This is a genomic window from Butyrivibrio sp. AD3002 (assembly GCF_000420905.1).
GTDB lineage: Bacteria > Bacillota > Clostridia > Lachnospirales > Lachnospiraceae > Butyrivibrio.
The window spans coordinates 17,634-34,736 of sequence record NZ_ATVV01000037.1 but is presented as its reverse complement, the minus strand read 5'-3'; the positions used below and the strand labels follow the sequence as shown (position 1 = coordinate 34,736).

Here is a 17,103-nt window from a genome sequence, read left to right as displayed (position 1 = left end):
CAATTCTATTGTACCATATCCGGTGAGGGGTTATTCATTTTTATTGCTAGAAAAATGCCGTATTTATGCGGCTTTTGGCGTTTCGCAAACGCCTAAGTATTTAAATAATCAAGGGGGAATTGAACAACAGGATGATAACTCTATAGAAATCCCATCAGATTTTGGATGCTTCTATTGCATGATGGAGCATGATGGTAAAAGCATTTTATACATTTTGAATCAATGTGCAACGACAGAAGGAACTTTATATCAGGTATTTTGTGAGGATGATAAAGTAGTATTTAAAACATTTATGGGGCTTTCGTGGTGTGATGATGTAAGCATCTATGAAAGCGGGATTCTTACTGTGTATCATGGTCAGCATTCACCTGCATGCGAATTTTACATGATGGCAGCAGAACCATTACATGATGTCTGGCAACCTGAAGTAGATGGGGAAAAAGCTAAACTGCTTATTGTATCACCCAAAGAATGGGTAACGGATGATGATATGGTCGAATATGAAGAGATGGCAGACCGTGTTATTGTGCTTGATGGATTGGATGCAAATGAGTGGTCGGATACTGAAAAAAGTGTTTTAGGGGATTCCTGGAACCAGAAACCATTGCTATGGAACGAACTTATTACAGGAACTGATATAAGCTAAAGGAGTGATAATGTATGGCGAGAGGAAGAGGGAATTATGATGGGACTCATTATAAGGTTTGTCCATGTGCCAAGATGACTTCATATGGCAAGGGTGGTGGATGGACTCAATATGAAGCGTGGTGCTATAGCCCCAAAAGACCTCAAACTAACGGAGGAACTACTGGATATCATATGCCTACTAATACGGAGGAGGCTGCAAGATGTGGAGGAAGAGTGCTCAAAGGATACGGAAGGTATACGCAGTGTCCATATTATGTCAGAGGACATAAAGCACCGGGTGGTGTTGATGTAAATGTACGAAGCAATTCCAATGGTACAGATTTATGGACGAAAGTCATAGCAGCAGTCGTATGCTTTTTGCTTTCGTCATCAGCCTTAAATAGTGGCGTGCAATATTCAGCGATTTTTGCACTGATATTCTTTGCACTGGGTGTATTGAGCATTGTGTCTATTTTTAGGAAAAAGAAAAAGTAGCTATGCTTTAGCATATGTAGGAAGAAGGATTACCAGATTTCTCATTGTTAAAATACAAAATAGATTAGGATTGATATAGGAAACCTGCATTTGTGGTCACAAAATGCGACCGCAATTATAATATTTTGGGGAAGAACAAAGAGTCTTACTCAATAGATATAATATCCTCTATCAGAATTACGGACTTATCATCCAGTACGAGACACCTTTTGAAGGTATCGATTTTTCCAATATTAACCTGTTTCGTGACATATTCCCCACCATCTTTTAATCCATCGGGAACAAAATATGTCACAGTCGCAGATAATGTATCACCGGGCTCATGGGAATTAATCATTTCCGTGAGCTTTTCATTTAGTTCTGACTGTTTTTCTTCAGTCAGCTCGATCTTCTCGCGGGTAAATCTTCCCGCTTCTGACACCTCGTCATCATAACCCACAAGAGCAGCAAAGGGCATGAACTGTGCAGCCCTGTTTTGGAGGGGCATAGGGGGATGTTTCTTCGAGATCGGTTTTTCATGATTAATTATTTCTGCGTACTTATCCATATCTAATAGTATAACGAGACTCTTTAACCGGTACAATGTCAGATTCTATCATTTATACACTGTTTTACATGAGAATATTTTTATACTTATTTTAGATAATCATTGTATGGAAAATGGTAAAATTAATGGATAAAAGTAATAAAAAGTAAATATAAGTGGATTTTTTCGGTTTTGGTACCCATGATTTGAGAAAATAGGGGTACCAAACTGGCAAAAATGAGCGCTCATTTACAACAGGTAATGAAAAAGCAGGAAAATCCGCCCCAAAAGGGTACCAAAAGTGCTATTTTGCTTCTGTATTTACTTTTTCAGCATTCTGCCCGGCAAAGAAAACATTCTGCCCGGTGCAGAAACCATTTGCCCCGGCGCAGAAAGGGAAAGCTAGTGGATAACAATAGCATCTTAACTTTTCATCCCGACGAAATAATCCTTCGTGAGGGAGAAGACAGCAAGGACATGTTCAAGATACTAAAAGGGAATGCCGAGGTGTATCTGGCACATGGCACGGAGAATGAGACACTTCTTGGACTCCTTGGGAAAGGTGCCTGCTTTGGGGAATTCGGACTGCTGCTTCACGAGAAGTCTCCGTATACGGTAATTGCCTATTCGGACATCATCATATACAGAGTGACAGAGGATAAGATAGATGAGTTCATCCGTGAAAACCATGTGAATATCCTGCAGATGATGAAGAGCATGGCGAGCACGATGATGCTGATGCAGAGCCATATAAATCAGCTCAGCACGGAACTGGATGAAAAAAACAAAGTCAATAAACGCATAGTCGGAAAAAATAAGGAAATGCTAAAGCGGTATATCTATAACAGATAAGGACAGACATTATGAAGATAAAGAGAAATCGCGTAATTCTTACAATGATTCTCCTGGGTGTCGTAATGACGCTTTTTTCCGCTGCCCTGAATACCATGTCATACCGCAAATTGCAGGCTGACACGGTGGTCCATTCCGGAGTCCTTAATACGACAAGTGCCGTGAGGAAGATGAACTATGCGCTGAGCTTTGGAAAACCGATCAATAAGTTCTATGGTCTTACGGACATCATGGAGGGCATAGCCGCGTTGTCTACAGACATTATCGGTGTGGAGGTCACTGACAGCAAAAGGGAGAGAGTAGAGGCAATCGGTGACATTGATGAGCCGGTAAGAAGAACTACTCCGGATGAGGAATACGTTATCAGGTCTGATGGTTTGTACGCTTTTGTGGATTTCGATGGCGGTGAGATGATTCTTAAGTTTGATAAGGAATCAGTAGAAGCTGCTACGAGAGAATATCTGGAATACATAGCAAGGGTAAGCTTAGCTGTCATGCTTACAGTAATCATAGCGGCTTTCGCCTCCTGTTTCATCCTGGGAGGAGAGGAACTTACCGTAAAGCGGATGCGCATTACGGCTATCGTAATACTTGTTGCATCCCAGTGTCTGCTTGGCACATTTTCGATGATGAAGGTGAGTTCTGCTTTCGATACTTCCCTGGATAAGATAGCGATAATGACAGCGCGCTCGGTGGAAAATGATATAAACGAGGTCATCAACAAGGGCGTAGATTATGATGAATTCACAGGACTTGAGGAATACCTTGAGGACCTGTCACTGAACATTCCGGAAATATCAAGTATGGAGATAATGACGGAAGCCGGGAGTGATGGCGACGAGAATAAATGTATAAATATTGATGTTCAGAACAAGGATGGAATTAACCTTAATTGTAATTACAGCATTGATTATATAAACAGAAAAAAAATTAACAATGCCATAGATATTATCATATTGATTCTTATAGCAATCTTTATGAGTTTGGAGACAATAAAGTTCCTTACCAATCACATCGAATACAGGGATAGCCGCCGGGAAAAAGAGCTCTATATCCCGGGCTTTCGTCTGTTTGTCTTTGCAGAAGGTATTGCCTTTGCACTGGACAGCGGCTTTTTCTCGGTGTTCAGTAATAAAATGTTTGATGCGATGAATCTGCCCGAGTCCATGTCCTTTTTAGGCGGAATGCCCAATACCATGTTCTCGGTTGCGGTGCTAATCGGCCTGTTTGGCTGCGGCACTCTGATAAACAGATTCGGTATGAAGAAGACGCTGATTGCCGGAATAGTAGCCGGAATCCTCGGATATATATTGTGCGCCTTTTCACCTAATCTGCCTTTCCTTATCGTATCCAGATTTATATTCGGTTTTTGCGACGGCATAATTGTAAATGCCATAAGGCTCTATGCGGCATCCCAGAAAAATCAGGAGATGCATAACAGACTTCTCGTGGAATACATGGCGGCAATTAATCTCGGTGTATGCTGCGGTGTGGTAATAGGCGGACTTATAGCGGATGTGGCATCCTATGCAGTTGTATTCCTGGTAGGTGCGGCTATCGGATGTCTGTGTCTGTTTCTTATATTCATCGCTCATTTCCCTGAAAAGCAGGAAAACGAGAAGGGAATTTCATTTTTCGAAGCTGTAAAGGAACTCAGAATCCCTCAGGTCAGCATATTCATGATCTTTGTAGTTATTCCTTTGTACATGGCTTCGCTGTTTGTGGAGTATACATTCCCGCTGTTCGGAGATGAGATGAATTTTTCCAATTCAATGGTGGCGGGACTCCTGATGGTCAATTTCATGATAATCGCATACCTTACAGATCCGATTTCGGAATGGGTTACGAAAAGGATGCGTACAAGGCCGGCGATGTTTCTTTATATGCTGTTTCAGACCCTGAGCATTGGTCTTTTTGTATTAACATCAAGTATCTGGGCTGCGATACTGGCTATCATTTTTACAAGCCTGTGGGACTGCTTCGGTATGGTTGTAATCGATTCGGGACTGGATCATGTTGAAGGAACCGTCACGGAGCAGAGTACACTTCTTCAGATGGTGTTTGGTAAGATCGCGATAGGAATAGGACCTATTGCAATAACCTCGCGTCTTAACAAAGGCGCTGCTAATGCTACCGGAATTATCGTGGTAGCTCTGGTAATCGGCCTGGTAGTTTACGGAGCGGCAATACTCTATTTTAAAAGCAAGGATAATAGAGCGAAGGAGGTGGCAGATAATGAAAACAAGAAATAAACTGACTGCAACTATCTGCATTATTTGTATTTTGATCATCTCCTCCCTTACTAAGGTGCGCGAAGCGAATGCTTCGGAAAATGTAACTCCCGGCACACCCATCAGATTCGGATATGTTGAGAGCGAGGAATACGGATCATTTACCCAGCTCCTTTTGGATATAGCCCTTGAATTCACCGCTGAAGGAAGCGTTGATGAATCTTTTGCCGGGAAGTATAAGGACGTAAACTTTGAAGAAAAATTATCATCGGGTGATACATTAAAATTATGGAACGATATCTGCGATGCCGGTGTTGCCGGGGCAAAATATGTATTTGTAAGAGATGCATTTTTCAATCTTGATGATATGAATGAAGAGGATTATAAGAGCGTCACAAACCGCGATGATGTAGATATTATTCTGTCGATGGGAACAGCATCGGGTGTTTATCTTAAAAATAACGAGAAAAAGAATAAGTTCATAAATATGTATGCGGCAGATCCCATTGAGTCGGGCATTGTAAAAAGCGAGACGGAGCGGTTCGATGACAGGTCATTTGCGCTTATGGATACTACGCCTTATATCAGACAGTTGGATGCCGGCTACAAATTCATTGGGTTTAAAAAGCTTGGAGTTGTATATGAGGATTCCCGGGATGCATATATCTATTCAGGAATCCCGACGATAGAAGCAAAGGCAAAGGAATACGGCTTCGAGGTTGTATATGAAAATGTGGATGAGCCTGTTACGGATGATGATTATGAAAGATATTATGATGAATTAAAACAGGCCTACAGGAAGCTCGCTGATAAAGGCATAGACTGTCTGCTTGTTACGATATCCTCCATTGAGTACGAGGAAAAAATGCAGGAGCTTCTTGATGACTGTATTATTCCGAAAAAGATTAAAACCATGGCTCAGGATGAGCTTATGCCTGTTGTCAACGGTGTCCTTTTCGGAATTACCATGACTGATTGCAGTGAGTCGGCAAATCATGTGGTACAGCAGATTCGAAGATATGCCGAGGAGGGGGTACCCTTTGATCAATTGGATATGGTTTGTGAAACTACGCCGAAGATAGGAGTGAATTATACAACGGCGCAGAAAGTAGATTTTGACATTTCATTTAGCAACCTTCAGCTGGTGGACTATATCTACAGAGATGATAAAAAGTGATGGGGAACATGGATGATGCACGAACCGGTCAGACCTTATGAAATAAAATCCATATTGCCGCTGATAGCGGAGTCTGCAAGGGCATATGAAAATATGCCTGCGCTTTATTGTGGGGAAAATAAATATACCTACGGTGAGCTTGATAAGCTTAGCGGAAAACTGGCAGCCTTTTTAAAGAAACAGGGGATAGTAAAGGGGGATGTCATTTCCGTTCTTGTGCCCCGCTGCGAATATATGACTATTGCTCCGCTTGGGATACTTCGCGCGGGAGCAGCGTATCAGCCACTGGATCCCTCTTACCCCGAAGAGCGTCTGCGCTTTATGATAGAGGATGCGGATGCACCTGTCGTTATAGTTTCAAAAGGGCTTGAACATCTGATAACGTTTGCGTGTGAAGGCGGAAAACAGCGCACAATACTCTATATGGAGGATATCCCTAAGCTGCCGGATACATCCGAAGTTATTTGGGAAAACGTAAACGGCGATGACCGCTTTGTAATACTGTACACATCAGGTACCACCGGTGTGCCCAAGGGTATCGTCCTGACACATGGCAATATATATTCTGCCTGCAAATGGCATCTGAAATATTATGAAGTGGATGATAGCTGCCGTATGGCACAGCATCCGAGTTTTGTCTTTGATCTTGCGATAGTGGAACTTTTGCTTCCGCTTACTTCAGGTGCTTCAATCTATATCATTCCCGAAGAGATAAGAACAGATTTAGGTGAGCTCAACAGCTTTCTTGAAAAGCATAAAATCACTCATCTTACCATGACAACGCAGCTTGGAAGACAGTTTGCAATGACTGTTTCAAACCACTGTCTTCGTCATCTGACAGTTGGCGGAGAAGCACTTGTATCAGTGGCTCCTCCGACCGGATACACACTGACTAACGATTACGGCCCGGCTGAGTGCACACTGTATACGACTATTTTTCCTATAGATAAGGGATATCCGGGTAAGGCTCCCATAGGAAGAGCAGTTGACGAAGTCAGATTATATGTGGTGGATGAGGACGGACAGGAGAAAGGACCGGGAGAGATAGGCGAACTTTGCATAGCAGGTCCCCATGTTGCACTTGGATATTTAAATCGTCCGGAGCTCACAGAGAAGTCATTTACGGACAATCCTTTTTCTGATGATCCCGAATATAAAAGGATGTATCACTCAGGAGATCTTGTCATAAGACATGAAGACGGAATCTTCGAATTCATGGGAAGAGCCGACAGACAGGTCAAGATACGCGGAATAAGAATAGAGCCTGCAGAGATAGAGGAACTCTTAAGAGGCTATGACGGAATTGATGATGTGGTTATCTCGACTCCCGAGGTAGGAGGACAGAGAGTTATAGCCGCTTATTATCTTGCGGATTCAGAACTTGATACCAATGAGCTTGAGGATTATGTGCGCAGGTTTAAGCCTTCTTATATGGTTCCGTCCTTTTTTATACGAATAGACAGTATTCCTCTTAATACAAACGGAAAGGTGGATTATGAAAAGCTTGAGGTGCCGGATTTTGACCTTAACAAGGCTGAATATGAAGCACCGGCGAATGATACGGAGAAGGAACTGACACAAATTTATGAAGCGCTTCTTGGCATTACGAAAGTCGGAAGAAACGACGATTTTATGCGGATAGGCGGCGACTCACTTCTTGCTGCAAGGCTCCTGTTTGAAATCGAAAAACATTTTTCATGCAGATTAAGCACGCGGGATATCATGGAGAATTCTATTGTTTCCGAGCTTGCTAACCTTATTGAAAAAAGGAGTCTGGAAGATACGGATTCGGGCTTTAGACCTATCGATGAAAAACTTCTGCCGGAGCAGGATTATTATCCTGTAAGTAAAGCGCAGGAGAGAATATATACAGCCCAAAAGCTCCTTGATGATAACGATCCCACGTATCTTCTTAGCATGTCTGTAATGACTGAAAAAAGGCCTGATAAAGGAAGAACCGAAGCGGTGCTTTATAAGCTTTTTGAACGTCATGAGAGCCTTAGAACTTCATTTTATATGCAGGGCTCTGATATAGTTCAGAGAATTCAGCCTGCTGACAGCAAGTGGATAACGGAAGCTGTAGAAAAGGCATATACAGAGGAAGCTCCCGCATGTTTTGAACTTGAAGATGCTCCGCTTTTTATGTGGAGTATTGGAGATAAGGGACTTACATTCTACTGGCATCACATCATAAATGATGGTACCGGAATGGCTATGTTTGGACAGGAATTCGCTGCTCTCTATAACGGAGAAGCGCTTGAAGATACAGCTATTCACCAGAAGGAATACGCTTCGTGGGAGCGTGAATGGATGTCATCTGATGCATATAAGCATTGTATAGACGAATGGACAGGACTTTTGGCAGATCATGCCGATAGCAGAGAATTAAGGCTTCCCTATGATGGAGTGTTTAATGAGTCCGAAAAGGCAAAGGCAGGGCATGTAAAGCTTGAACTCGGTGATGGACTATCGCAGGAAATCGGGAAAAACTGCAGGGATCTCGGAGTTACGCACTACATGTTTTTTGTCACGGTTTTCGCGGTTATGCTCCATAAGTATACAGGAAAGAAAAGGCTTATTCTCGGAACGGCAGTGGATGGAAGGCAGCAGCAAGGCACGGTAAAACTTCAGGGAATGTTCGCAAATACATTGCCGATAGCCATGAACGTAAAGGAAGGTATGACCTTTTCACAGCTCCTTGACAGTGTCAGGGATAAGGTACTTTTCATGCTGGATAACAGGCAGGCTTCACTGGAGGATATATCAGCCGGTTATGAAAAGCTTGGAGGCACAAGGCGCACTGCACACGGGCACCAGTTATTTGATGTCTTTTTTGTGATGCGTGATTTTGACAGTGCGCTGCCTGACATGGACGGACGACCTTCGAAAATGTACTGGCCCTATGATGAGATGCCGATGTACGACCTCACACTTGAAGGCGGAATAGAAAAGGACTCATACTATTTTGTTTTCGAGTATGACAGGAATCTGTTTGATGAGGAAAGCATCAGATGGATGAGCAGACATTTTAATACTCTTCTTAAAGCGTGTGTAGGAAAAGAGGAGGAATCACTAAGTGCTGTTTCCATGCTGGGTGAGGAAGAGAAGCCTCTTATTATGAATTATGGCGCCGGGAACGATGAGGTATTTTTATCGGACACTGTCATAGACAGAGTGGGGCAGCAGGCAAAGGAGCATCCCGATAAGAAAGCGGTTGTATATGGCGAATCAGTTATGACCTATAAACAGCTGTGGGAGGTTTCGGGCAGAATCGCCGGGAGACTTTTGAAGGAATATGGCTCTCTTGAAAATGATACGGAGAGTAAGGAGCGCTGGGTTGGCCTTATAGCGGGACGCGGCTTTTCGATGGTTGCGGCAATCTTTGGAATACTGCGCTCAGGTGCGGGATATGTGCCGATATCACCCGAATATCCAAATGAGCGTATTAGCTTTATGCTAAAGGATTCGGGAGCTGATCTTGTGCTGGTATGCGATGCGGATTCGGACATTTGCGATGACATAGAAGAGAATTTGAATAAGCTGCCTGTCATCAGGTTATCGGAAAAAGAGTTTGGTACCGGAACTGAAGAGAATGCTGATGAAAACTGCAGGCTTCCAAGGGTAATGCCGAACCGAAATGTCTACATGATATATACATCAGGATCAACCGGGGAGCCAAAGGGCGTTGTTGTAGAGCATGCACAGCTGTCGTCACTTCTTGATGCATATAAGAATATTTATGAGCTTGACTGCAACGACACTGTTCTTCAGTTCGCAAATTTTGTATTTGATCAGTCAGTGTGGGACATTTTTCATATACTTACCGTGGGCGGATGTCTTTGTACCATCCCTGAGAATATTGTCAGGGATCCGGAAAGACTCTCTGAATACTGCGAGGGCAAGGGCGTTACCGTTGCATCTCTCACTCCGGGATTTTTACGACTTATGGATCCTGAGAGACTACCGAAATTGCGACTCCTTGATGTCGGAGGTGAGGCACCGGATAAATCGCTTCTTACGGCATGGAGCAAGAACAGGACGGTATTTAATACCTATGGCCCCACTGAGACAACAGTAAATGCAACGAGCTTTAAGTTTGCGGACAAGGGCAGAATACTGTTTGAAGCTCGTGGTGAAAAGGAAAATGTTCCAATCGGAAGGGCTATCCCGGGAACAAGGACGTATGTCCTTAGAGGAGACAGTATTTGCGGAATCGGTGTGCAGGGTGAGCTTTGCATATCCGGAAGGCAGGTGACCAGAGGATATCACAACAGACCGGAACTCACTAAAGAGAAGTATGTAAATAATCCCTTTGGTGAGGGCAGAATGTACAGGACCGGTGACCTTGTAAGGGTGCTTAAGGATGGCAATATCGAGTTTATAAGCCGCATTGACGACCAGGTCAAGATAAGGGGCTACAGAATTGAGACAGGCGAAATAGAAGCAGCTATGCGTTCGCTCCCCGAAGTTAATGACGCTGTAGTTATAATTCGCAAGAATGAAAAAGGCGAGAGACAGCTACTTGGATATTGCATTTTACAGAACGCAGAAAATTCAGATGAGGAAATCCGGAATATAAGAAAACAGCTTGAAAAGCGCCTTCCGGCTTATATGATTCCTTCTGTGATCATTCCCGTTAAGGAGTTTAAACTCACCATAAACGGCAAGATTGACAGAAGAAGGCTCCCGGATCCCCAAGATTATCGGGAAGAATTTAAAAATGCAAGTAGTCGAGTCCTTCCGGCAACGCAGGAAGAACGGGACCTCCTTGAGGCGTTTGAGGAAGTTCTGGATATAAAGAATATGGGTGTCACCGATGAATTTCTTTCATACGGCGGTGATTCCATAAAAGCAATAATGATTGTATCGCTTCTTCGTAAGAAGGGTTACAACGTTGATGCGGCAGATATTTTAAGAAGCCAGACGGTGCGCGGACTTAGTGCGTATATTAAGAAGGAAGAGGAGAAGAAGTACAAGGAATTTGAAAAGGTTATCCCTACTCCTGTAATGCGCATGTTCAATATGGCAAAGATGAGCAATCCGTCGTACTACGATCAGGCAGCAGTTTTCACTATCAAAGAAAGTGCTGATGCTGCGTCGCTTGAACAGGCTCTTAATGCTCTTGTCCGGTATCACGGTATGCTCAGGATGGCACTGGAAAAGGACGGCACAATAAGGATTCGTGAAAAGGAAGAAGTTAGCAGGATAGACCTTCCCGTATACAGTGATCTCGATGAACAGGAAAGAATAAAGGTAATGAATGACTTAAATGCTTCGATTGATCCTGAGAGCGGAAGGATTATGAATGCTGCTCTTTTCAGAGAAAAGGCAGGTGACAGGTTATTCCTTACCTTCCATCACTATGTAATTGATGAGGTATCATGGGAGATTATAGCGCAGGATCTTAATTCACTTTACGGTGCAAAAAGCGGAGATGTTCTGCCTCCTATGACAGTGTCATTTGGTGAATGGTCTGAGGAGCTGGCAATGTACAGCAAATCTCAGGGCTTCATCCCGGAGAAAAATTACTGGGGCAGGATACATGAAAGAATAAGTGAATACAGAGAGGGTTACAAAGAACTTCTTAGTAACTTCTTGAAAAATGACGGATCACAGACAAATGGATCTGGCTATATAACTGCGTCTGTAGGGAAGGAAATATCGGATAAGCTGATAAGGATTTCGGGCAGCAGGTATAAGGCGAGCCCTGCTGTAATATTGCTGGCAGGATTAGTAAGGGCAATCAATGGCTTATACGACGACAGAACTGTTTTATTCCAGATGGAAAGTCACGGCAGAGGGAAGCTGGGGAAGGATATCAGATGCGATAGAACAGTAGGATGGTTTACCGCTGTATATCCTATGCTCATTTCCGCTACTGAAGACACGGATGAGCAGATCGTTCAGGTCAAGGAAGAGCTGGCAGCTGTGCCCAATTATGGTCTGGGATACGGCCTTTTATTTGATGATCTGGTCGATATCGGCGGATTTGTTTTCAACTATCTTGGAAGCCTTCGCAGCAGCCACGGAGCTTTAATAGAATACTCCGATGAATATGCTGGCCGTGAATCGGATGCAGAGAATGTTGATCCGGGGACAATATCCGTTAATATCAGGGCGGCCTTCAGCGGTTTTGAAATTGAGTGCGTATATGACAATATCTATTCCGCTGACAAAATCGAAGAGCTTATAAATAAATACATATCATTTATTGAATCTTCGATAGAAAGCATACCTGACGAGGGAAAAGTTATTTCGCCGTCTGATCTTTGCGTCTCGGATATCATGAGCATGCGAGACTGGAACAGGCTTACCATATCACTATCTCCTGAAGATATTGTGGCAATAGGCACTCCGACACCTCTTCAAAAGGGCATGCTGTACCGTCTTGCTGCTGAGCCCGGGACAGCCGCATATATGTTACAGGATAAGCTCCTTCTTAAGGGTGAATGGAATAAGGACGCTTTTTGTGCGGCTCTGAGTCTTGCAGCCGTTCGTTTTGATGCACTCAGAATACGTTTTGCTATAAACGGCTACGAGAAGCTCTGGCAGATAATACTTAGTGAAGGCACAGCTTCTCCTGAATTCTGTGAGATGAGCGGACTTAGCATCGAGGATATTGCAGCAAACGATTTACGCAGAGGCTTTGATCCGGAAGAAGATGTGATGCTAAGAGTAACCTTCAATGCGGATTCTGCGGACAAGGATTTAAAGGAACTTCTTATAACTTCCCATCACTGCATATTTGACGGATGGAGTTTCAGAATACTTATAGATACTGTTACGGATTATTATTTCAGATTATGCGGCGACGAGTCCTATGACGAGCTTAGGAATGAAGCGTTAAAAGGAGCTGCCGGGGGACTTGGGTTTGCGGAATATCTGCGTCTTACAGGCGACAGAGACAGCGAAAGTGTTCTCACCAAGTGGGAGGAATATCTCAGCGGAATAAATGAGGGAGCGGGAATCGGAGAATCCGCCGAAAGCGAGGGCGGGGGCGAAGCTGCTTATGTGAAACTTTCCATAAAAGGTGAAAAAGAAAAGAAGATAAGGGAATATGCGAAGAACAGAGCGATTACCTTAAGCACCTTTTTCGGAACGGTCTTCGGACTTCTTCTCGGTTTTGAAAATGATATGAAGGATATCGTATTTGGAGAGACGGTATCGGGAAGAAACATAAATGCCAAAGGTATCGAAGACGCTGTAGGCATGCTTATTAATACAATACCCACAAGGATTAAATGGGAGGCTGATACACCTGTTTCCCTCGTTATGAAGGGGCGACAGGAAGATTATCTTAGTATGCAGCCTTATGAAAATGCGCCTCTTGATAAGATAATGTCCAGAAAGAAGGCGGGCGCCGGTCTTATAAAAACTCTTTATGTTTATGAAAATTATCCGGCAGAGGACAGTGATGACAGATACAGGATAAGTATGGAACATGAGGAGGTTGATTATCCCTTCTCTATAGGTATAGAGGAACAGGACGGTTTCAGCGTTGAAATTCAGTATGATGAAACAATATATGAACGCGCTTACATAGACAGGCTTCTTGGACGATATGAGAACCTGATCCTTCAGATAATATCAAACGAGGATATAAAGATATCAGACCTTGAAAGGGTGCCTCAGAGCGAGATAAGTTACATGCTTTCGGATATATCGGGAACCCGTAAGGAGTTTGGCTCTGAAACCTTTATCCACATGTTATATGAGAATGTAAAGAAAAATCCGGATAAAGCCGCGGTAATAATGGAGGGCAATACTCTAAGTTATGGGCAGTTATGGAGAGGAGCCTGTACTCTTGCGTCAAAACTCGGCTTTGGAGAGGAACGTTTCGTGGCAGTTTATGCCGACAGGAATCCCGGAATGATAGTGGCGCTGATCGCCTCGTTTATTGCAGGTGCTGCGTATGTGCCGCTGGATCCCGAATATCCGGATGATCGTATAAGCTTTATTCTTTCCGACTGTGAACCTGTGGCTGTACTTCGGAGTATAAACCCGGGAACACAGGATAGATCAGAGCTTTTTAATGAAGCAGATTTACGTATCATAGATGTCTGCACCGAGGAACTTATTAGTCAGGAAGATGCGGATTATAGTGTGCCCAGGCCGGAAAGCGATGTGGCGGGGACTCTTGCATATATGATTTATACTTCGGGAACAACGGGAATTCCCAAAGGTGTTGAGATAGATCATGAGGCCCTTACTGTTATGGTAAGGTCCAACAGGGAATTTTTCGGTGATACGACAGATGTAATACTACAGATGGCCAATTATGTATTTGATGCCTCTGTATATGAAATATTTGTGCCTCTTGCGTACGGAGGCACAGTGTGCATGATTTCGAAGGAAAATCTTGGAAGCTCAGAAACTATTGCAAGGTATTGTAAGGAAAACAAAGTGACGTGCATTGCGACAACCAATGCCTTTTTGCAGGCACTTAATCCGGATGACTTCGAAACCATCGATGCTGTCTGTGCGGGCGGAGATGCGGCAAACAATGATATTTTTGCAAAATGGGTAACGCATGCAAGGCTTATGGTAAATGACTACGGTCCGACCGAGGCCTGTGTCAATGCGCTCTCCTATAAATATGAGGAGGGTCACCTGGGAGCCATACCGATAGGACGACCTTATGTAAATAAAAAGGTATATATCCTTCAGGGCGATAAGCTATGCGGAATCATGCAAAAGGGCGAAATCTGTATCGGCGGAATGGGCCTGGCAAGAGGATATCATAACAGAGAAGAACTTAATGCCAAAGCTTTTGTAATAAATCCTTATACAAAGGAGCGCATTTATCGTACGGGAGATATTGGATATTTTGATGCGAAGGGTGACGTATATTGCCAGGGAAGATATGACGACCAGGTCAAGATTCGCGGATACCGTATTGAGACCGGAGAAATAGAAAGCCGCATAAGAGAGTTCGGATCTGTCAGGGAAGCCGCGGTTATTAGCAGAAGTGATAACGGAAGGGAAGCATATCTTGCCGCTTATATTACCTGCGACGAGGCTGTGGATACGGATATGCTTAGGGCTTATCTTAAGAAAAAACTCCCGGCCTACATGGTGCCTGTAGCGATAGTAACACTTGATAGCCTGCCAAGAAATGCCAGTGACAAACTTGATACTGACGCACTGCCCGTTCCCGAATTTACTGAGAATAAAGCAGAATCTGAGGGCTATCTTGAAGAGATGATAGCAGCTCTGTATGAAAAAATACTGGGCATGGAGAAGGTTGGAAGGGATGACTCCTTCTTCGAACTTGGCGGAAGTTCCCTTGATATGATGCGCCTTATCTCGGAACTTAACGGATACAACATAAGTATTTCAGATGTTGCCAAGGCGCCTACGCCAAGACTTTTCGGTGAACTCTTGCTTGAGAGATACAGAGGATGGGAGCGAAGGAAAGATGAGGTAGCTCTGCTTAAAGAAGGAAGCAAGGATAAGCCGGCACTGTTCTGTATTCCACCTTCGGGAGGAATGCCGTTATGTTATCTTCCGCTGATAAAAGAGCTTGACTACGATGGAAGAGTATACGGCCTTACGGATGATAAGTATGCACTATTTGCAGATATGACGCTTGAGGAGCTTATGGCATACGAGCCGGAAAGTGCAGACATGTGGGGCAAAACTATAGAGCATTACTACGAAAGCATGCAAGGTCTGTTTAAGGACGGAGACATTATTATCGGATATTCGCAGGGTGGACCGGCTGCGTTTCTTACAGCACAAAGGCTTGAAAGTGAAGGCTTTAAAGCAGACAGGATTATTATGCTGGAAGCTCCGGAGCCAGGTGAAACATACGATGAAGAAAGTAAGTATGAAAGAATGTCTGCGGCAGCTGCAATCTTTGCGGGAAGGACAGAGACAAAAATCACAGATCCCGGCGCAGAGGATAGCCTGTCTGAGAGAACATTTTTTGAAAAGTATCTTAAAGAAAACTTCGGAGATAATGCTAATGATGCTTTGCTTCACGCTATATTTGAAACCTACCTGGTTTATTCATCAAACGTGATGAACAGCGTCAATATTAGCGGGAAGGTTAAGGCAGAGATAGACAGTGTCGTTCTTTGCGAAAACGGTGATATGAACGAAGGGAATGCGGCTAAATGCGATAATGATCCATGGAGCTCATATTCACAGACAGAAGGAGAGGCATATATTATCGGCGGACCTGATGACGATCATCTTGCATTTTTATCTAAATATAAAAAGCAAATATCGCAGATATTGAAAACACTTATGAGGTAGATATTAAGGGGAGATAAGCAGGTGGAAAATTTAGTCAGTCCAAATGACAGCGCTTATTCTAAGCGCGCTAACGCTGTTGCGACAATACTTTTCTTTATTTTGACGGTTTTGATTTTATTGCCAATATTGCTTGTGTTTATCGTATCGTTCTCAACTATGGACAGTATCACGGAAGTTGGGTACAGTTTTTTTCCGAAAGGGCTGTCACTCGATGCATACCGGTATCTTATGAATTCCGGGAGCTATCTGGTAAGAGCCTTCTTTAACTCTGTCCTGATTACCGTCTCTGCAACGCTCCTGGGACTTTTTCTGATGTGTCCCATGGCGTATGTCATATCGAGAAAAGAATTTCGTTATCGCCAAATTCTTCTGGTATTTCTTATGATTCCGATGCTGTTTTCCGGAGGAATGGTTGCCAGCTATATGGTCAACACACAGGTGCTGCATTTGAACAATACATATTTTGCACTGATCCTCCCGGGATTATGTTCCACCTGGTACATTCTGATTCTGAGGAACTATTTTCAAAGCGCTATTCCGGATTCACTAATTGAGTCGGCAGGTCTGGATGGGTGCCGCCATCCGCAGATATTCCTTTTTATAGTTGTTCCGGTGGCAAAGCCTGTAATAATGACCGTTGCAGTTCTTCAGATGTTTTTGTTCTGGAACAGCTGGTATCCGTCGCTTTTATACATTGACAGCAATCATACCGAGCTTTATCCGCTTCAGTATGTACTTGTAAATATGGAGAGAAGTATAGATGCCATAACAAAGGATGCGCAGTACTTATCGGGAATGCAGGCGAGCGTTGCTCCGGCTGCTACTATACGTATGGCGATGGTAGTAATAGTTGTACTTCCTGTTATGATACTGTTTCCGTTTTTCCAGAAGTTTCTGACCACAGGAATGACTGTAGGTGCTGTGAAAGGATGATT

The 17,103-nt window shown here is 43.5% G+C and carries 8 protein-coding genes; 7 read left to right on the top strand and 1 reads right to left on the bottom strand.

Translation table 11 applies throughout. The features are described from left to right. Positions 1-646: hypothetical protein (locus G596_RS25365; RefSeq protein ID WP_026671416.1), on the top strand; the 646-nt coding region annotated here is incomplete at its 5' end. A 14-nt stretch (positions 647-660) separates the two neighbouring features. Continuing rightward, positions 661-1,122, top strand: coding sequence for a hypothetical protein (locus G596_RS0118250; RefSeq protein ID WP_022763261.1), 462 nt, complete (start codon positions 661-663; stop codon positions 1,120-1,122). A gap of 145 nt (positions 1,123-1,267) precedes the next feature. On the opposite strand, the gene G596_RS0118245 is transcribed toward G596_RS0118250, so the two are convergent. Further along, positions 1,268-1,669, bottom strand: a complete 402-nt coding sequence (locus tag G596_RS0118245; protein WP_022763260.1) for a hypothetical protein — start codon at positions 1,667-1,669, stop codon at positions 1,268-1,270. Positions 1,670-2,053: 384 nt separating this feature from the next. Here G596_RS0118245 and G596_RS0118240 point away from each other — a divergent pair, with 384 nt between their 5' ends. The 5 genes from G596_RS0118240 to G596_RS0118220 are packed head-to-tail and all read left to right on the top strand — an operon-like array spanning position 2,054 to position 17,101. After that, complete coding sequence (locus G596_RS0118240) at positions 2,054-2,500, top strand: Crp/Fnr family transcriptional regulator (protein ID WP_022763259.1); 447 nt, start codon at positions 2,054-2,056, stop codon at positions 2,498-2,500. 11 nt (positions 2,501-2,511) lie between these two features. Further along, entirely contained in the window at positions 2,512-4,752 is a 2,241-nt protein-coding gene (locus tag G596_RS0118235) for an MFS transporter (protein ID WP_022763258.1), read from the top strand. Continuing rightward, positions 4,736-5,908, top strand: a complete 1,173-nt coding sequence (locus tag G596_RS0118230) for a hypothetical protein (RefSeq protein WP_022763257.1) — start codon at positions 4,736-4,738, stop codon at positions 5,906-5,908. Before G596_RS0118235 ends, G596_RS0118230 begins: the two co-directional genes overlap by 17 nt. A 12-nt stretch (positions 5,909-5,920) precedes the next feature. Continuing rightward, on the top strand, positions 5,921-16,168 hold the full coding sequence (locus G596_RS0118225) for a non-ribosomal peptide synthetase (protein WP_022763256.1): 10,248 nt from the start codon (positions 5,921-5,923) through the stop codon (positions 16,166-16,168). A gap of 21 nt (positions 16,169-16,189) precedes the next feature. Further along, positions 16,190-17,101, top strand: a complete 912-nt coding sequence (locus tag G596_RS0118220; protein ID WP_022763255.1) for a carbohydrate ABC transporter permease — start codon at positions 16,190-16,192, stop codon at positions 17,099-17,101. The last annotated feature ends 2 nt before the right edge of the window (positions 17,102-17,103 follow it).